The 18,179-nt window shown below is 67.9% G+C and carries 18 protein-coding genes; 8 read left to right on the top strand and 10 right to left on the bottom strand.

The window, feature by feature from the left end:
- The first annotated feature begins 37 nt into the window (after window positions 1–37).
- The 5 genes from ACVK00_RS06430 to ACVK00_RS06410 all read left to right on the top strand — a co-directional run bounded on the left by ACVK00_RS06430 (window position 38) and on the right by ACVK00_RS06410 (window position 4,469).
- The gene (locus ACVK00_RS06430) at window positions 38–1,129 is read left to right on the top strand and encodes a hemin-degrading factor (protein ID WP_284893622.1); all 1,092 of its coding nucleotides are present in this window, start codon (window positions 38–40) and stop codon (window positions 1,127–1,129) included.
- The gene (locus ACVK00_RS06425; protein ID WP_284893619.1) at window positions 1,126–2,034 is read left to right on the top strand and encodes a heme/hemin ABC transporter substrate-binding protein; all 909 of its coding nucleotides are present in this window, start codon (window positions 1,126–1,128) and stop codon (window positions 2,032–2,034) included. The genes ACVK00_RS06430 and ACVK00_RS06425 overlap by 4 nt, the downstream gene beginning before the upstream one ends.
- A gap of 15 nt (window positions 2,035–2,049) precedes the next feature.
- Window positions 2,050–3,147: a FecCD family ABC transporter permease gene (locus ACVK00_RS06420; protein WP_284893617.1), complete on the top strand. Its 1,098-nt coding sequence runs from the start codon at window positions 2,050–2,052 to the stop codon at window positions 3,145–3,147.
- 19 nt (window positions 3,148–3,166) lie between these two features.
- Window positions 3,167–3,988 carry a heme ABC transporter ATP-binding protein gene (locus ACVK00_RS06415; RefSeq protein WP_284893614.1) on the top strand — a complete coding sequence of 274 codons (822 nt, stop codon included), beginning with the start codon at window positions 3,167–3,169 and terminating at the stop codon, window positions 3,986–3,988.
- A 97-nt stretch (window positions 3,989–4,085) separates the two neighbouring features.
- Complete coding sequence (locus ACVK00_RS06410; protein ID WP_284893611.1) at window positions 4,086–4,469, top strand: VOC family protein; 384 nt, start codon at window positions 4,086–4,088, stop codon at window positions 4,467–4,469.
- A 31-nt stretch (window positions 4,470–4,500) separates the two neighbouring features.
- Here the strand turns inward: ACVK00_RS06410 and ACVK00_RS06405 are convergent, their stop codons facing one another.
- Together ACVK00_RS06405 and ACVK00_RS06400 are read right to left on the bottom strand one after the other, a co-directional pair.
- Window positions 4,501–5,112: a trimeric intracellular cation channel family protein gene (locus ACVK00_RS06405; RefSeq protein ID WP_284893608.1), complete on the bottom strand. Its 612-nt coding sequence runs from the start codon at window positions 5,110–5,112 to the stop codon at window positions 4,501–4,503.
- A gap of 8 nt (window positions 5,113–5,120) precedes the next feature.
- A complete protein-coding gene (locus ACVK00_RS06400) occupies window positions 5,121–7,235 on the bottom strand; it encodes a penicillin-binding protein 1A (protein ID WP_284893605.1) in 2,115 nt (704 codons plus the stop codon).
- A gap of 215 nt (window positions 7,236–7,450) precedes the next feature.
- Between ACVK00_RS06400 and ACVK00_RS06395 the strand changes: the two genes are divergently transcribed.
- On the top strand, window positions 7,451–8,245 hold the full coding sequence (locus ACVK00_RS06395; RefSeq protein WP_284893602.1) for an aminoglycoside phosphotransferase family protein: 795 nt from the start codon (window positions 7,451–7,453) through the stop codon (window positions 8,243–8,245).
- A 186-nt stretch (window positions 8,246–8,431) separates the two neighbouring features.
- On the opposite strand, the gene ACVK00_RS06390 is transcribed toward ACVK00_RS06395, so the two are convergent.
- From ACVK00_RS06390 to ACVK00_RS06360, 7 genes are all read right to left on the bottom strand, one after another.
- Entirely contained in the window at window positions 8,432–9,040 is a 609-nt protein-coding gene (locus ACVK00_RS06390) for a HEPN domain-containing protein (RefSeq protein ID WP_284893599.1), read from the bottom strand.
- Window positions 9,041–9,043: 3 nt separating this feature from the next.
- A complete protein-coding gene (locus ACVK00_RS06385) occupies window positions 9,044–10,072 on the bottom strand; it encodes a ParA family protein (protein ID WP_284893596.1) in 1,029 nt (342 codons plus the stop codon).
- A 344-nt stretch (window positions 10,073–10,416) separates the two neighbouring features.
- Window positions 10,417–11,253 (bottom strand): bifunctional allantoicase/(S)-ureidoglycine aminohydrolase, encoded by an 837-nt coding sequence (locus ACVK00_RS06380; protein ID WP_175660039.1) that lies wholly within the window; start codon window positions 11,251–11,253, stop codon window positions 10,417–10,419.
- Window positions 11,254–11,952: 699 nt separating this feature from the next.
- Window positions 11,953–12,390, bottom strand: a complete 438-nt coding sequence (locus tag ACVK00_RS06375) for a hypothetical protein (RefSeq protein WP_011659738.1) — start codon at window positions 12,388–12,390, stop codon at window positions 11,953–11,955.
- 368 nt (window positions 12,391–12,758) lie between these two features.
- A complete protein-coding gene (locus tag ACVK00_RS06370) occupies window positions 12,759–13,418 on the bottom strand; it encodes a methyltransferase family protein (protein ID WP_284893586.1) in 660 nt (219 codons plus the stop codon).
- Window positions 13,419–13,593: 175 nt separating this feature from the next.
- On the bottom strand, window positions 13,594–13,758 hold the full coding sequence (locus tag ACVK00_RS06365) for a hypothetical protein (RefSeq protein ID WP_175727549.1): 165 nt from the start codon (window positions 13,756–13,758) through the stop codon (window positions 13,594–13,596).
- A 232-nt stretch (window positions 13,759–13,990) separates the two neighbouring features.
- Window positions 13,991–14,410 (bottom strand): HIT family protein, encoded by a 420-nt coding sequence (locus ACVK00_RS06360; RefSeq protein WP_166726493.1) that lies wholly within the window; start codon window positions 14,408–14,410, stop codon window positions 13,991–13,993.
- A gap of 288 nt (window positions 14,411–14,698) precedes the next feature.
- Between ACVK00_RS06360 and ACVK00_RS06355 the strand changes: the two genes are divergently transcribed.
- Window positions 14,699–15,877, top strand: coding sequence for a YncE family protein (locus tag ACVK00_RS06355; RefSeq protein ID WP_228908539.1), 1,179 nt, complete (start codon window positions 14,699–14,701; stop codon window positions 15,875–15,877).
- A 194-nt stretch (window positions 15,878–16,071) separates the two neighbouring features.
- A complete protein-coding gene (locus tag ACVK00_RS06350; protein ID WP_284893576.1) occupies window positions 16,072–17,475 on the top strand; it encodes a serine hydrolase domain-containing protein in 1,404 nt (467 codons plus the stop codon).
- A gap of 64 nt (window positions 17,476–17,539) precedes the next feature.
- On the opposite strand, the gene ACVK00_RS06345 is transcribed toward ACVK00_RS06350, so the two are convergent.
- Window positions 17,540–18,163: a glutathione S-transferase family protein gene (locus tag ACVK00_RS06345; protein ID WP_284893573.1), complete on the bottom strand. Its 624-nt coding sequence runs from the start codon at window positions 18,161–18,163 to the stop codon at window positions 17,540–17,542.
- Between the last annotated feature and the right edge of the window lie 16 nt (window positions 18,164–18,179).

The raw sequence follows: 18,179 nt of genomic DNA, 5'->3' as shown, positions 1-18,179 counted from the left end.
CGCGTTCCTACCCAACCGTTACTTGAAGGAGTCCGACATGATGCATTCCGCCCTTCCCGGTCAGCCGGCCACGCCGGCCCGCGCGGTCGCCGCATTGCGCGATGCGTTCGTCAAGCTCAAGACCGAGCGCCAGCTGCGCAACCGCGACGTCGCACAGGCGCTCGGCGTCAGCGAAGGCGAGGCGCTCGCCGCGTTCGTCGGCGAGCACGTGGTGCGGCTCGACGCGCGTTTTCCGGCGATGTTCGAGGAAATGCCGCGCCTCGGCCGCGTGATGGCGCTCACGCGCAACGACACGGCCGTCCACGAGAAGGACGGCGAATATGCGCAGATGAGCCACGACGGCCCGGTCGGACTCGCGCTCGGCGACATCGACCTGCGCATCTTCTACCGTCACTGGGCGTCGGCGTTCGCGGTGCGCGACCAGACCGCGCACGGTCCGCTGAAGAGCCTGCAGTTCTTCGACGCGCAAGGTCACGCGATTCACAAGGTCTACCTGCGCGCGCACAGCGATCACGCGGCGTACGACGCGTTCGTCGAACGCTGGCGCGCGGCGACGCAGGAGCCGGGGCTCGACGTCGTACCCGCCGTGCCGAAAATGCCCGAGCGCGCCGACACCGAGATCGACGTCGCGGGTTTTCGCGCCGCGTGGGACGCGATGACCGACACGCACCAGTTCTTCGGCATCACGCAGCGCTTCGGTGTGAGTCGCATGCAGGCGCTGCGTCTCGCCGATCCGCACTACGCGTATCCGGTCGAAACGGAGCGCGCGCTGCGTCACGTGCTCGAACGGGCCGCGCTGAGCGGTCAGCCGATCATGGTGTTCGTCGGCAATGCGGGAATGATCCAGATCCACACGGGCCCCATCGCGAACGTGCGCGAGGTCGGCGCGTGGATCAACGTGCTCGACCCGAGCTTCAACCTGCACGTGCGCGAGCGGCTGATCGCCGCCGCCTGGGTCGTGAAGAAGCCGACGAGCGACGGCATCGTCACGTCGCTCGAGCTGTTCGACCGGCAGGGCGACCACGTCGCGCTGCTGTTCGGCGAGCGCAAGCCCGGCAAGGTCGAACGCGACGACTGGCGCACGCTCGTCGCGACGCTGCCGTCGGCGGCGCGCGGGGACGCGCGGTGAGCGCGCGAGCCTTCTTGCCGCGACGTCGCATCGTGCTCGCGAGCGCGGTTGCCGGCGCGCTCGCGGGCGCGCTGCCCGGCCGCGCGCTGCCGCAGGCCGCGCAGAAGCGCGTCGTCGTGATCGGCGGCGCGCTCGCGGAAACCGCATTCGCGCTCGGCGGCGCCGACGCGCGCGGCTACCAGCTCGTCGGCGCCGACACGACCTGCACGTACCCGGACGCCGCGAAGCGCCTGCCGAAGGTCGGCTATCAGCGCGCGCTGTCGGCCGAGGGGCTGCTGTCGCTGCGCCCCGATCTCGTGCTCGCGTCGGCGGAAGCCGGCCCGCCCACCGCGATCGCGCAGGTGAAAAGCGCGGGCGTCGCGGTGACAACGTTCGACGAGCGCCACGACGTCGACTCGGTACGCGCGAAGATCACCGGCGTCGCGCAAGCGCTCGGCGTGCGCGATGCGGGCAGCACGCTGCTGCAACGCTTCGATCGCGACTGGCAGGCCGCGCGCGATGCAGTCTCTGCGCGCGTGCCCGGCGGCGCGCAGCCGCCGCGCGTGCTGTTCGTGCTGAACCACACCGGCAACCAGGCGCTCGCCGCCGGCCAGCGCACGGCCGCCGACGCGATGATCCGCTACGCGGGCGCACGCAATGCCATGCAGGGCTTCGATCACTACAAGCCGCTGACGAGCGAAGCGCTCGCCGCCGCCGCACCCGACATCGTGCTGATCTCCGACGAAGGGCTCACGGCCGTCGGCGGCCGCGCCGCGCTGCTTGCCGCGCCCGGCTTCGGCGCGACGCCGGCCGGCCGCGCACAGCGCGTCGTGTCGCTCGATACGCTGTTCCTGCTCGGCTTCGGCCCGCGCCTGCCGCTCGCCGTTACGACCCTGCACCGACGCCTGTCGGATGCGCTCGCCTGATTCCGGATCGTCCCGATGCCCGTTCATGCTTCGCCTTTCCCCGCGCGGTCACCCACCTCGCCCACCTCGCGCTCCGGCGCCGCGCGCGTCGGCACGTCGCGCCGCTTCGCGCCGTTCGCGCTGGCCGCGCTCGCTTGTCTCGTGTGCGCGATGTCCGTCGTCGCGCTGTGCGTCGGCGCCTATCGCATTCCGCTCGCGGAAGCATGGGCCGCGCTGACCGGCGATGCAGCCGCGCAGCAGGCGCGCGCGGTGCTGTTCGACATCCGCGCGCCGCGCGTCGTGCTCGCGCTGCTGGTCGGCGGCGGCTTCGGTGCAGCCGGCGCCGCTATGCAGGCGCTGTTCCGCAATCCGCTCGCCGATCCGGGCCTCGTCGGCGTGTCGAGCGGCGCGGCGCTCGGCGCGACGACGACGATCGTCCTCGGCCCCGCGCTGTTCGCCGCGCACGCGAGCGCCACCGTGCTGCCCGTCGCCGCGTTCGCGGGCGCGCTTGCCGTCGCGGCGCTCGTCTACCGGCTCGCCGCGTCGCGCGGCCGGCTCGCGCTGCCGCTGTTGCTGCTCGCGGGCATCGCGATCAACGCGCTGGTCGGCGCGGCGATCGGGCTGCTCACGTTCGTCGCCGACGATGCGCAATTGCGCTCGCTGACGTTCTGGAGCCTCGGCAGCCTCGGCGGCGCGCAATGGTCCGCGCTGGCGGCTGTCACGCCGTGCGTCGCAATCGGCTGCGTGCTGCTCGCGCGCGAACGCGATGCGCTCAACGCATTACAGCTCGGCGAAACCGAGGCGCTGCATCTCGGCGTGCCGGTGCAGCGGCTGAAACGGCGCGTGCTCGTCGCGGTCGCGCTCGCGGTCGGCGCCCTCGTGTCGTGCGCGGGCATCATCGGCTTCATCGGGCTCGTCGCGCCGCATTGCGTGCGCCTCGCGTGCGGCCCCGACCAGCGCGTCGTGCTGCCCGGCGCCGCGCTGCTCGGCGCATTGCTGACGCTCGCCGCCGATCTTGCCGCACGCACGATCGCCGCGCCCGCTGAAATTCCGCTCGGCGTGCTGACTGCGCTGCTCGGCGCGCCGTTCTTCCTCGTACTGCTGTGGAAGAACCGCGGTGCGCTCGGCGGGTAATCCTTTCTTCACGACGACCATGCTGACTGCCCACCACCTCGACGTCGCCAGCCGACACAACGTCATTCTGCGCGACCTGTCGCTGTCGATCGAACCCGGCCGCGTGACCGCGCTGCTCGGCCGCAACGGCGCGGGCAAGAGCACGCTGCTGAAAACTTTCGCCGGCGAACTGACCGGCAGTGTCGCGCCGAACGGCGTGCGCGTGACCGGCGACATCACGCTGAACGGCGAACCGCTTGCGCGCATCGACGCGCCGCGTCTCGCGTGCCTGCGCGCGGTGCTGCCGCAGGCTGCGCAGCCGGCGTTTCCGTTCAGCGTCAACGAGATCGTGTTGCTCGGCCGCTATCCGCATGCGCGGCGCGGCGGCGCAACGTCGCATCGTGATCGCGACATCGCGTGGCAGGCGCTCGAACGCGCGGGCGCCGATGCGCTCGTCGGTCGCGACGTCACGACCTTGTCCGGAGGCGAACTTGCCCGCGTGCAGTTCGCGCGCGTGCTCGCGCAGCTGTGGCCGGACGACGACGCGACGGACAGCGGCCCGCGCTACCTGCTGCTCGACGAGCCGACTGCCGCACTCGACCTCGCGCATCAGCACCGACTGCTCGATACCGTGCGCGCGGTCACGCGCGAATGGCAACTCGGCGTGCTCGCGATCGTGCACGATCCAAATCTCGCCGCGCGGCACGCGGATACGATCGCACTGCTCGCCGACGGAACGATCGTCGCGCATGGCGCACCGCGTGACGTGATGACACCCGCCCATATCGCGCAGTGCTACGGATTCGCGGTGAAGATGGTGGAAACCGGCGACGGGTCGCCGCCGGTGATGGTGCCCGCGTAGCGCAGGCGCTTGCCGCATCGATGTCCCGCCTCGCCGATAGCCATACGTTTCACATCGCATCATTCGCGCTTCGCTCATCCCCTTCGAGGAGACTCACATGCCGCTTCCGATGACCCGCGTCATCCTGTACGTCCGCGACGTCGCGTTGCTGAAGGCGTTCTATCAGCGGTATTTCGCGTTGCCCGTCGTCGAGGAAATCGACTGCGAATGGGTCGTGCTCGACGCGGGCGCCGTCGAACTGGCGCTGCATCTGGCCGGCCCGACGTTCCGCCGCGCGGCCGCTCCCGCGAGCGCGAAAGCGGACTCAAGCACGGTGAAGTTCGTCTTCCGGATCGACGCTGATATCGACGCGCATCGCGACCGGCTCGCCCGCGACGACGTGACCGTGCGCGATCTCAAGCGCTACGACGGCTATCCGTACCGGATGTACGACGGCATCGATCCGGAAGGCAATGTCTTTCAGGTGATGCAGCCGGAATGAACGCCCGCGCGGCGAAGCGGGAAGGCCGCGCTCAATGCCCGACGTCCGCCGCGCCGAAGGTCCGCATCTTCCATCCGAGCCGCACGGCAAGCATCCGCATCGAGAATCCGGCCGCCAGCGCGACCACCGTCGCGAAGCCCGCATCGATGCCGAGATACTGCATCCCGACATACAGCGTGCCCGTGAAGAACGCGACGCTCGCATACAGCTCCTCGCGCAAAATCAGCGGCATCTCGTTGCACAGCAGGTCGCGCAGCATCCCGCCGCACACGCCGGTAATTGCACCGGCCAGCACGACGATGATCGGCGCGGTGCCCGTCGATGCGCCGATGTCGCAGCCGATGATCGTGAACGCCGCGAGGCCGATCGCGTCGACGGTGACGAACAGCGCCTTCATGCGCGCGACGTGCCGCGCGGCCCACGACGCGACGGTCGCCGCGGCGAGCGTGATCACGAGGTACTCGGGATGCGCGATCCAGCCGAGCGGATAGTGGCCGAGCAGCACGTCGCGCACGGTGCCGCCGCCGAGCGCGGTCACCGCGCCGACGAGCGCGAGCCCGAAGCGGTCCATCCCGCGGCGCATCCCCATCAGCGCGCCCGACATCGCTTCCGCAACGATCGCAATCAGATAAAGCGTATGCATCGCGCGCCTCAGTCCTCGGTACGGAACAGGTCGAGCACGCGTTCGCGCTCGGCCGCATCGATGGCCGCAGGCATCGGCTCGTCGCGCTCGCCGTGCGCGTCCGGCGCATCGGATGCCGGCGCGCCGCCGCACGCGAAGCGGCTGCGAATGTACGGCGGCACGTCGGCGGTGCAGGTGCCGCGCGTGTATTCGGCGTACACGAAATCGCCGTCGACGAGCGCGAGGTCCTGCGGCGGCGTGGCGTCGACCGGCGTACGTCCGGCAACCGCCGTCTTCATGTAGTCGAGCCAGACCGGCAGCGCGAGCGTCGCGCCGGTCGCGCGCCCCATCGGCCGCGGGGTGTCGTAGCCGAGCCACGCGACCGCGACGATGCCCGACGAATAGCCCGCGAACCACACGTCCTTCGAGCCGTTCGACGTACCGGTCTTGCCGGCCGCGTCGTCGCGGCGCAGCGCGAGCGCGCCGCGCGCGGTGCCGGCCCGCACGACGTCGCGCAGCATGCTGTCCATCACGAACGCATTACGCGCCGACACGACGCGCGTGCCGTCCGGCGCCGGCGCGTCGTACAGCGCGCCGCCGTGACGCTGCTTCACCGACAGGATCAGCCGCGGCACCATCCGCCTCCCGCCGTTCGCGAACACGCCGTACGCGCTCGCGAGTTCGAGCGGCGTCACGGCGCCCGCGCCGAGCGCGAGCGGCAGCGACGCCGGATTGCGCTGCGCGTCGAAACCGAAGCCCACCGCGTGCTGCTGCACGTAGCGCGCGTCGGCGGCCTGCATCAGGTTGACCGCGACGAGGTTCTTCGAGCGCACGAGCCCGCGCCGCACCGGGATGAAGCCCTCGTAGCGGTTGCCGAAATTGCGCGGACGCCAGGGCCGCGCGCCGGTTTCCGCATGCGTGAGCGTGCGCTGCGTATCGTCGACCAGCACGCCCGGGAAATAGCCCTTCTCCAGCGCCGCCGAATAGACGAACGGCTTGAAGCTCGACCCCGGCTGCCGATACGCCTGCAATGCGTGATCGAACACGTTGCCGTTGAAATCCGCGCCGCCGACGAGCGCCAGCATGTCGCCCGTCGCCGTATCCAGCGATACGAGCGCGCCCTCGAGCCCGTTGCGCGCCTCGCGCTTGCCGGGCTGGCGGCGCAGCGTGCGCGCGAGTGCGGCTTCGGCCGCGCGCTGATCGCCCATCGAGATCGTCGTGGTCACATCGAGGCCGAGCGTGTAAGCATCGTCGTGAAAGCGCTCGACCATCATCCGGCGCGCGCGCTCCGCGACGTACGGCGCCGCGATGATGCCGGGCGGCGGCGTGGTCGCGAGCGCGATCGGCGCGGCGAGCGCCGCGCGGTAGGTCGCATCGTCGAGCTCGCCGAGCGCATGCATGCGGCCGAGCACGTAGTTGCGCCGCGCGGTCGCGCGTGCCGGATTGACGACCGGGTTGAACGCGGACGGCGCCTTCGGCAGCCCGGCGAGCACGGCCGCCTCGCCCGCGTTCAGCGCGTCGAGCGGCTTGCCGAAATAGACGTTCGCGGCCGCCGCGAAACCGTACGCGCGCTCGCCGAGATAGATCTGGTTCATGTACAGCTCGAGCAGCTTGTCCTTGCCGTATTCGCGCTCGAGCTTGATCGCCATCAGGATCTCGGCGAGCTTGCGGCTCAGCACCTTGTCGCGCGTCAGGTAGAAGTTGCGCGCGACCTGCATCGTGATCGTGCTGCCGCCCTGCCCCGGCTGCCCCGTCACGAGGTTCGCGAACGTCGCGCGCGCGAGGCCGCCGACATCGATCGCGCCGTGCTGATAGAACTTCGCGTCCTCAGCCGCGAGCAGCGCGTGCCGCATCAGCGGCGGAATGCGCTCGAGCGGCACGAACTCGCGGCGCTCGACGCCGTACTCGGCCAGCAGCTCGCCATCACGCGAGAAAATCCGCAGCGGCAGCGCGGGACGGTAGGCGGCCAGATGTTCGACGGACGGCAATTGCGTCCAGATGCGGTCGATCGTCCATGCGCCGATGCCCGCGCATGCGAGCGTCAGGCCGAGCAGCGCGCCTGCGAGGATGCGCCATGCACGGCGGCGCGGCGATGCAGGAGGCGGCGCCGGTGGCGGCGGAGGGTTGGCGGTGTGGTCGGTCATGCGGGCTCCTTCTTCGATGCGGCGACCGCGGGCGCTCGAGTGGCGCCCGTCGGTCACGGAAGGCGCGCATTGTCGAAGGGAAGCCGGAATACCGGAACATTCTTTAGCCAAAGTTTGGCTGGCTAAATTTTATTTAGGAAAGGATGCGCATGGCCGGTGGCGGCGTCGGGCGAACCCCGCTGCGGATGAGCCGGTTCGCCTGTACCATCGTCCGCATGTTCGACACGTACCTGCGCCTGTGGGATCTCGTTCCCGACGGCGGCCCGATCCTGACCGCGAGCGGCGGCGTGCTGCCCGTCGTCTGGCACGCGCGGCCCGCGATGCTGAAAGTCGCCACCTGCGACGAAGAGCGCCGCGGCAATGCGCTGATGACCTGGTGGAACGGGGACGGCGCTGCGCGCGTGTGGCTGCACGACAGCAACGCGGTGCTGCTCGAGCGCGCGCAGCCGGCGCCGACGCTCGCCGGCCTGTCCGCCGCGGGCCACGACGACGATGCGATCCGGATCGCGTGCGCCGCCGTCGCGCGGCTGCATGCGCATCGCGCACCGGCGCCGCCCGCGGTCGTGCCGCTGCACGACTGGTTCTACGCGCTGCTGTCGCACGACACGGACGACGACGTGCTGCGCCGTTCGGCCGCGGCGGCGCATCGGCTGCTGGCCGTGCAATCCGCCGACGAAGTCGTGCTGCACGGCGACATCCATCACGGCAACGTGCTGCACTTCGGCGATCGCGGCTGGCTCGCGATCGACCCGAAGGGTTTGCGCGGCGATCGCGCGTTCGACTACGCGAACCTGTTCTGCAATCCCGCGCACGACATCGCGGTCGATCCCGCGCGCTTCGCGCGGCGCGTCATGCTCGTCGCTGAAGTGGCGCGGATCGACCGGCGCTGGCTGCTGCAATGGATCCTCGCATGGGCCGCCTTGTCGGCAGTCTGGATGATGGAAGATGCGCTGCCGCCCGATACGCGGCTGCAGGTTGCGAGGCTGGCGGCGGCCGGGCTCGACCGATAGCAATATCGCATCGGCCATAAGAATGGGTTCGTCGTGAATTTGTGGCGAGCGCGGTGAAGACTGGCGGCTCGCGGCCAGGAGGCAACACTCGGCGCAACAGGGCGCGCAACCGCTTCAGGTTGAAAAGGGCCATCGATGTCTAGAGCTAGGCTCGACTACCGCTTAGACCGTTTGTTAGCGTGTGGGTCACACAACTAAGTCGCAGATTCGATTGCCAAGAGCCAGAAGAAAATTGGCAATGTCCGTCGTTTCTGCTCGGGTGATGGATTGCTTTTGGTTGCTCACTGGATCGAGATCGGCCTCGTGCACTATCGCGTTTCGACGTGTAACGATCAGCTTCTGCTTAGTTTTGGCGTCGCCGTCGGACATTCCGAGGCCAAGAGCAATTTGCTGCCATTTTTGTTTCTCAGTCCAAATGTAGCTCAGGCCATCGGCGATCTTCGTCGGATCCTGAAACGACAATGTACTAAGCTTTTCGCGGACGATTTGCTCGAAGCGAACAGCTGGTGGCGGAACTGCGCTGGCCGTCAGCGAAGGCAGATGCTGGATAGCTATTGCCTCGCTCATGTACTTGCCCGTGGGTGGCCTTTGGTTCTCGAATATCTTCACCATGCCGATGCGGATCAAGTCATGCATCAGCTTGTCGAACGCGCTGACCGCGTTGACGATCTGCGAGCGTAGAAGATCATCAAACTGTTCGGGAATGTTGACCACGTTGTTCAAGTGGTCGTAGACAGCCCCGAGTTCATTGGCCTGCTGGATGTTTTTATGAAAGACCCCCTTCGCATTTAGCATGGCTCAGCCCATGAGGCCCCGAAGCGCGACGGCGACATCATCGAACAGCCCCCGAATTTGCTCACGCTTCTCGATCGCGTTGGCCAACACAGGGCCAGTGTAGCCGACAAAGTCCGCGTCCTGGAGCGCGAACACAGGCACGCCGGCTTCGTGGGAGCGCGGCAGCAGGGCACCGAAGTCTGGAATCTCCTCCAAGCAAAAGCCCGCCTCAGACAGCGCGACCGGATAGTTGTTTTCGGGTAGCGTGAGCCCGGCAGTCTGGAGTGCGGGGTACAGGTGGTCCTTGGTGATCGCCTTGATCTCGCCAATGTTGTCGCGGTACGGAGCTGCCGCGCGGCCTTTGCGCACGTTGAAGCGCTGGATCACTGTGCCGGCAAATTTCGGTAAGCCCGGTCGCAGCGGATAGGCTGAGTCCTGGAACACTGCCTCGTTGGCCACTTTCCAGTTCGCCCAGCGCGGCAGGATGGATTCCAGGGTCTCCAGCGCCATGATGGAAAACGGATCTGGATTGGTTGGAATTAGGAAGAAATCCGAGTTCAAGAACAGATTCTGATTGATCGCGCTCAGCCCAGGGTTGAGGTCGATGATGGTGTATTCGATCTGATTGGCCTCCTCAACTTGGCGAATCAGTTCGTCGAACGCACCGGGTAGGTTTTGCAGAGTCGCTAGCGCATTGGAGTTCTGCGCGAAGGTCAACGACGCGTCGTATTCAGAAAGCGTAGCGTGGCCAGCTAGCAGATGCACACGAGGCTGAGCGGCAGGGGACTCGCAGGTGACAGGCTGGATGGGACTAGGCTTGCCCTTGAAGGCCGCCGCGACACCGTCTTTGATGTTTTGAAGTCGCGTCGCGTCCTCAAGATAGTATGCGTCGAAGCCGTCTCCGAGTATCAAGCTGGAGAGATTGCATTGCGGGTCAGCGTCGACCAGCAGGACCCGGTGTCCTTGCTCGGCGAGCATCCATCCTAAGTTGTAGACGGTCGTGGTTTTGCTGACGCCACCCTTATGGTTGAACAAGACTAAGCGCTTTGCCATTCTGAATTCCTATGAATATAAATCGTATTAGCCGTCAATATCGAGATGCCTGCTACCTCTATCACGCGTCGGATACTGGGCTGGAAATCCTGAGGTAGTTGACGGGCTGCCGCGACAATTCGAACGCCGATTTGCTGGGTTCGCTCGGTTCCGACTGGCGCCATCTGTGACTGTGACGGGACAGCGACCGACTGTAACCGCCACATGAGCAGTCTGTCACTATATACGAGTGAAGGACCGCTCAGGGTCTACAAGCAACCTCCCCGGAAATCCACAAACACCTGAAATAAAAAAAACCCGCCGGCTTCCACCGGCGGGCTTTCCTATCCGACTTTGCGCGACGTTCAGCGCGCCGGATTCAGCGTCAGGTTCATGTGACGGTTCACATCCTTGTACAGCAGATATCGGAAGCGCCCAGGGCCACCCGAATAGCACGCCTGCGGGCAGAACGCGCGCAGCCACATGAAGTCGCCCGCTTCCACCTCGACCCAGTCCTGGTTCAGGCGATAGACGGCCTTGCCTTCGAGCACGTACAGGCCGTGCTCCATCACGTGCGTCTCGGCGAACGGAATCACGCCGCCCGGCTCGAACGTCACGATGTTCACGTGCATGTCGTGACGCATGTCGCTCATGTCGACGAAGCGCGTCGTCACCCATGCGCCGTTGGTGCCCGGCATCGGGATCGGCTCGACGTCCTGCTCGTTGGTCACGAACGCGTCGGGCAGCGCAATGCCGTCGACGGCCTGGTAGTGCTTGCGCACCCAGTGGAAACGCACGGCGGCATCGCTGACGTTGTGCAGCGTCCAGTCGGCGCCCGGCGGAATGAACGCGTAGCCGCCCGGCTTCAGCGTGTGCTTAGTGCCCTGCAACGTCAGCTCCGCCTCGCCTTCGACGACGAACAGCACGGCTTCGGCATTCTTGTCCTGCTCGGGCTTGTCGCTGCCGCCGCCCGGGTTCACTTCGACGATGTACTGCGAGAAGGTTTCGGCGAAACCCGACAGCGGACGCGCGATCACCCACAGGCGCGTGTTCGTCCAGAACGGCAGCCAGCTCGTGACGATGTCGCGCATCACTCCCTTCGGAATGACCGCGTACGCCTCGGTGAACATCGCGCGATCGGTCAGCAGATCGGTCTGCGGCGGATGGCCGCCATGCGGCGCGTAATACGTTGTCTTAGACATAAAGCATCCAGGCAATGGGTTGGTCCGGCCCCGGGTCGCAACGGCCAAGCGCGGCACGCGCGTGGGGCACGCATGCGGCGGCGGGACATCGTTGCCGGGGTGGCTTGAAAGCGCGGGCGCCTTCGTTCGGTCGGCCAGGCTTCGCGACGGGTCCTTCCGGTTCAGCGGGCGGGGCGACCCATGCTTGTGGGTCCGGCGGCCGGGCCGCGGACACTCGGGGTCATGCGGCGGGGCACGGGGGACGGCACGGTTCGATTCCGTACGCGGGCAGCGTTGACGATAGCGAAGTCGATTCCGATCGACCAATTAAATGTTGCGATGACATCCATTCGATTTCGCACTACCCGCCAGCGCCCGCAAGGGCCGGTGCACGCGTGTCGCGCACGTTCGGTGCGTCAGGGAAATCCTGACGACGGACGGCAACGCGTCGATCAGCGCTATCGAATGACGTTGGCCGAACCTGGCCGGTTGCATGTCAATGCAATTGGCGAGGTCGTCTATCAGCGGGAAAGGTACAGCGGGAGGGAATGTGCCAACCCGTCGAGCGGGGCTGGGCATGAACTGCGGAGGGGATGAAGGCCGCCGGTCTTGCCGGCGACTGCGGCCCGGCTGAGGCCGCCGGGCCGGCTTGTCGGATCGGGTGCCGACGCGACGGGCGTGCCGGTGCGCAAGCTGCGCACCGTGCCGCGCCCGCGGCGATCAGTCCCAGTCGCGGTGATGGCGATGCTTGCGGTGACGATAGCCGCGATCGCCGTGATCGCGCTCGTACGAGCTGCGCGACATGTTGCCGCCCAGCGCCGCGCCCGCGCCACCGCCGACGGCCGCGCCCAGCAGGCCGCCCGTGCGGCCGCCCATTGCGTTGCCGGCTGCGGTACCTGCGCCGCCGCCGAGGGCGCCGCCGATGATCGCGCCGGTGCGCTCGCGACGGTTCGACGTCACTGCGCCGCCTGCGCCGCCGCCGATCGCGCCGCCGATGACGGAGCCGGTGCTGCCACCGACCGCGCCGCCGACCGCTGCGCCGGCAACCCCGCCGAGCGCGCCGCCAAGCGCATTGTTCAGGTCACCGGCCATTGCCGGCAATGCGGTCGCGCCGGTCAGCACGGCGACGACGAGAGTGGGGGCAATTTTCTTCCACATTCCCGTATTCTTCCTTGTTCGCAATCTGGTTATTGAAGGTCCGCTCGATACGACGATCTGAATCGATCGACGTCGAGACCGGCATTGTGCCGAATCTCGGACCAATTCATTTCAATGAGCTTGCGGCGAAGAATAGCACCGCTCGTGCCCCGTTGCAGTCGACATTCTGGTAACAAGTTGTTTACCGAAACAGGACTCGGAAAGGCTTGCCGAAATCCCCGGCAAGGCCCGCCAGCAAAGGCTCCGACGAGGCTCCGCCGGCCGGGGTGACGGCGCGGGAAGCGTCGGCGTCGCGGGTTCGGACACAGGTGGCAACACATCGGCGAGCGCCGGGGGCCGCGGACCGGCTTTCCGCGGGCGAACGAGGGTCAATACACACCCGGAAGCAGCCGCCAGGTATGCGCGCAGTACGCGTCGTATTCGGCGCCGAACTGCGCGCGCAGCAGCGCTTCCTCGGAACGGATGCGCGCGACGAGCGGCACCATCGTGAGCGCGACGAGCAGCAGCCCGACGCCCGAGCGGAACGCGAATGCCCAGCCGAGCGCATTGACGAGCAGGCCGAGATAGCTTGGGTTGCGGATCCTGCGATAGATGCCGTCCGTGACCAGCGTATGGCCCGGCTGGATCGCGACGAGCCCGCTGAAGCGCTTGCCGAGCACGAACACGGGCCAGATGCGCAGCACGCCGCCCGCGACATACAGCACGACGCCGATCCAGCGCACCGTGTCGCCGCCGAAGGTCCACACGTCGAGCCGGTCGGTCAGTGCGGGCAGATAGGCAAGCAGGAACCCGCTGGCCGCGAAGGCCGGAAGCACCCAGCGGTTGTCGCGGTCCTCGCGTTCGCCAGTGCTCAGGTTGCCTTCGGTCAACAATGCGGCGACGGCCAGCGCGAGCGTCGCGACGGCGATGACGGTCAGTTGCGGATGCGAAAAGAAGGCGGCGAACCCGCCGATGCCGAGCACGGCGAGCCCAAGGTAGACGAGCGTGGAGACGCTCGACACGATTGCGACCTTGCGCGTGACGGCCATGGCTGCCTCGCCGGAGTGGGTTTTCCTGTGAAGTATAGGAACCCGGGCGGCCGATGCGCACGCGCGCCGTCGTGCGGCGCGCGGAGCGTTGTTGCGAGAAGCGGCGGCGCGGCGTCGACCGACGCGGTCGATCGACGTGATCGACGCGCGGGGCAGCCCCGCGCCCGCCGGCTGGTCAGCGAATGCGGAAGTGGCCGCCGATCCCGACACTGACCGGCGGTGCGTAATACGCCGGCGCATAGCCGTAATAGGCCGGCGCGGGTGCGTAGCCGTAAGGCGGCGCGACGTAGCAGCCGGACAGGCCGCCGATCAGCGCAAACGTGATGAGAACTTTGTACATGGCTCGATTCCCGGCGAAGAGGACACATTGCATCTCGCGACGGCCGGCACGACGGCGCGATCCGACCTTCCTGTCGCTCGATGCGGCAATGCGCGGAGTCTAGCGCCGGAGCCGGCGGGACGAGTTTCGCGAGCGGTTACACGTGTTACGTCGCGTGACCGCTGAAACAGGGGCGTGCGGCGCGACAGCGCACCGGCGCTGGCGCCGCCCCGCATGACGAGCCGGGCACGCGTTACACGAAACGTGCGCGGATGCGCTGCGCGACCGATTCGAGCGCGGCCGCGTCAGCGATGTCGCGCGCGTGCAGCCGCAACTCGACGCCTTCCCAGCGCGGGATCACGTGGAAATGCACGTGCGGGACCGTCTGGCCCGCCGCCGCGCCGTTGAACTGGCCGATGAACACGCCGTCCGGCCCGAGCGCCGCGCGCACGGCCGCCGCGACGCGCTGCGTCATGCGGATGCCGGCCGCGGCCGCATCGCCGGACAGCTCGAAGATCTGCGCGGCCGGCTCCTTCGGGATCACGAGCACGTGACCGTCGGCCTGCGGCATGAGATCCATGATCGCGAGGGTCGCGTCGTCTTCGGCGACCTTCACGCACGGCAGTTCGCCGCGCAGGATCCTGGCGAACGGGTTGTTGTTGTCGTAGGACACGGCGTTTTCCGATTTTTCGATGGGCGGTTTGACTGGGAACGATGCCGGACGATTATCGGCCGACGGGCGGTCGGATTTCAACTTGTTGGCACGTGTCGCCATGGCGGTGAACAATGCACGCCGGCGCGCATGCGATGTCCGTCGACGAATGGAATATCCGCCCGGCGCGATTCGTTTACTCCGCGCGCGGGTTCGGGTTGCAAACACCGCGAACTTGCGCCGGACATCCGCAGGCTGCGCAGGCCGGCAGCCGGGATGACTGCTCGCGCTCATCAACCGGAGCATGCCATGGACCCTCTCCCCTCCTGTCGTTCGCCCGCCCCGCCCGTCCTTGCCCTTCACCCGCCCCGCCTTGCCCACGCCCGTCGCACGTTGGCGCGCAGGCTATGCCAGGTGGCTTGCGGCGCCGGGCTGGTCGCCTTGTCGTCGGCGTTCGCGTGGGCCGGCGGCAACGACATCATCCTGCCGGTCGTCTCGTCGGTCACCGCGTCGACCGTGCCCGCCAACGGCGACCTCAATCCGTACGGCATCGCGTTCGTGCCGCGCGGCGTGCCGAGCTGGAGCACGCTGAAACCGGGCGACGTCGTCGTGTCCAACTTCAACGCGGCGTCGAACACGCAAGGCACCGGCACGACGATCGTGAAGCTGTCGCCCGGCAAAACGCCGGCGACATTCTTCCAGGGCAGCAATCTCGGCCTGACGACCGCGCTCACGGTACTGCGCAGCGGCTTCGTGCTGGTCGGCAACGTCCCCGCGCCGGACGGCAAGAACGTGGTCGCACCGGGCTCGCTGCTCGTCATCGGCCCGCAAGGCAATCTCGTCAAACAACTGGTCAGCGCCACGCTGCTCGACGGGCCGTGGGACATGACCGTGATCGATCGCGGCGCGCGCGTGACCGCGTTCGTGTCGAACGTGCTGAACGGGACGGTCGCACGGATCGACCTGACGATCGGCGCCGACGGCGTCGCGATGCTGCCGAGCTCGCGCATCATCGCGTCGGGCTACGTGAACCGGACCGATCCCAATGCGCTCGTCGTCGGCCCGACCGGCCTGGCTTACGATCCTGACGTCGACGTCCTTTATGTCGCCTCCACCGGCGACAACGCGGTGTTCGCGATCCAGAACGCCGCGTCGACGAACCGCAACGGCGGTGTCGGACGGATGATCTACTTCGACGCGGCGCACCTGCACGGCCCGCTCGCCCTGGCGCTCGCGCCGAACGGCCATCTCGTGACCGCGAACGGCGACGCGGTCAATCCTGACCCACAGCAACCGAGCGAAATCGTCGAATTCACTGTGCACGGGCGCTTCGTCGCGCAGATGCAGGTCGATACCGTGCCGGGTGCGGCCTTTGGCCTCGCGTTCGGGCGAGGCAGCAAGGGTCAGCCGCAATTCGCGGCCGTCGACGACAACACGAATACCGCGACGATCTGGACACTGCGCTCGGACAACGACAACGCACAATGACGCACCGCGTGAACGGGCCGCATCCGGCCCGTTCGAACCCGCGCGATCGACACATGCGATTCGCACACGCCGGGCAGCATGTCGCCTGAGCGACGCCGCCCGGCGTCGTCACTTCCCGCGATTGCCACCGCTTGCCCGAACCTGCGACACTGCCGGATCGTTGCCGGCCGGCACGCCACCGAGGACGCTCGCGCATGACGATCCCCTTCAAATCGCTGATCCTGCGCGGCGTCGCGGTCGCACTCGTCGCCGCGCTCGGCTACACCGGCTACATGCTGTCGCGGCTCGCCCCGATCGCGACGGGCTATGCCGCGAAGGCGCTGTGTTCCGGCGTGTTCGTGTCAGGCCGTCCGGCCGCGTCGGTGATCGACGTCGACATCATGGCCGGCGTGCATCCGCTGCTGAAACTGGTGCGCCCGTCGCTCGATCCCGAGCATCATCGCGCGGTCGCGACGTTCGCCGGTTTCGCGCGACGCGAGGCGGATTTCCGGCCCGGGCTCGGCTGCACGCTCGCGCTCGGGCCGTCGCCCGGCATGCTGCCGGCCGCGCTGCCGCCCGTCGCCGATCCACCGCCCGCGAACGATGCGGCGGCGCCCGCACCGCCCGCCGGCATCGACTCACGCAAGCTGCACATCGCGCTCGACCGCGCGTTCGACGAACCCGATCCGGCGCGGCCGCGGCGCACCCGTGCGGTTGTCGTGATGTGGCGCGGCCACGTGATCGCCGAACGCTATGCGCCCGGCTTCACGGCCGACACGCCGCTGCCCGGCTGGTCGATGACGAAGACCGTGACGGCCGCGCTGGCCGGCGTGCTGGTCGCGCAGCACAAGCTGTCGCCGGATGCGTCGGCGCTGCTGCCCGAATGGCGTGCCAGCGGCGATCCACGCGCGGCGATCACGCTCGACGAACTGCTGCGGATGACGAGCGGCCTGCAATTCAACGAGGACTACGACGACCCGCTGTCCGACGTCGCCGTGATGCTGTTCACGCAGCCCGACACCGCGCGCTTCGCGTCGGCCAAGCCGCTCGCCGCGCAGCCCGGCACCCAGTGGTACTACTCGAGCGGCACGAGCGCGATCGTCGCGCGCGTGATGCGCGAAGCGCTGGGCGGCACCGAGGCCGACTACCTCGCGTTTCCGCGCCGTGCGCTGTTCGAGCCGCTCGGGATGCGCAGCGCCGTGTTCGAGCCCGATGCGGCCGGCACGCTCGGCAGCCCGTCTTACCTGTATGCGAGTGCGCACGACTGGGCGCGCTTCGGGCAGCTTCTGCTGCAGGACGGGGTGTGGAACGGGCAGCGGCTGCTGCCGGAAGGCTGGGTGCGCTACCTGACGCGAGCGACGCCGCAATCGACGCACCAGGAATTCGGCGCGCATCTGTGGGTCAAGGTGCCGGAGCCGTTCAACGATCGCGATCCGCATGCGAGCGCGATGCCCGCCGACGCGTTTCATGCGGTCGGTCATGAAGGCCAGTTCGTGAGCGTGGTGCCGAGCCGCGAGCTGGTGGTCGTGCGGCTCGGGTTGTCGCGGCCGGAATCCGCGTGGAACCACGAGGCGTTTCTCGCGCGCGTGCTCGACGCCGTACCGGCATCCGGCACGTGACGTGCCTCGGCGCGGCGGCGGCAGTCGCACCGCCACGCCCGCTCCACGCGCGACTTGCGATGCGTTACGGGTTCGCGCTGCCCGCGTACTGCTTGAAGCCGTCGCGCGTCGCCAGACGCTCGATGTAGCGCTTCGCCGCCGGGAAGTCCGGATGCTCGAACGGCGTGCCGAACCAGCGGTTCACCGACAGGCCGATCGGAATATCGGCGAGCGTGAAGTGGTCGCCGGCCACGAACGCGCCGGTCGCTTCGAGCTGCGCGTTCAGCACCTGCATATGCTTCGTCCAGCCCGCGATCGACTGCGCGATCGCCGCCGGGTCCTGGTGATCGGGCGACTTGCGCACGAGGCCGAGGAACGCGCCGACCCACGAACGGTTCAGGTCCGAGCCCTGCCAGTCGATCCACTGATCGACCCGCGCGCGCGCCTGCGGCTCGGCCGGATAGAGCGCGTCGCCGCCGTAGCGGTTCGCGAGATAGCGGATGATCGTGTTCGACTCCCACAGCACGAAGTCGTCGTCCTTGATGATGGGCACGAGGCCGTTCGGATTCAGCGCGAGATAGGTCGGGTCGTTGGTCGTGCGAAAGCCCGCGCCCCAGTCTTCCTGCTCGAACGGCAGGTTGAGTTCGGTGCACAGCCACAGCACCTTGCGCACGTTGATGGACGGAATCTTGCCGAGGATGTGCAGCATGCAGGCTCCTTGTGAG

This window comes from Burkholderia sp. PvR073 (genome assembly GCF_054055695.1).
The sequence above is the reverse complement of the archived record's forward strand: the minus strand, read 5'-3'. Positions and strand labels throughout refer to the sequence as shown.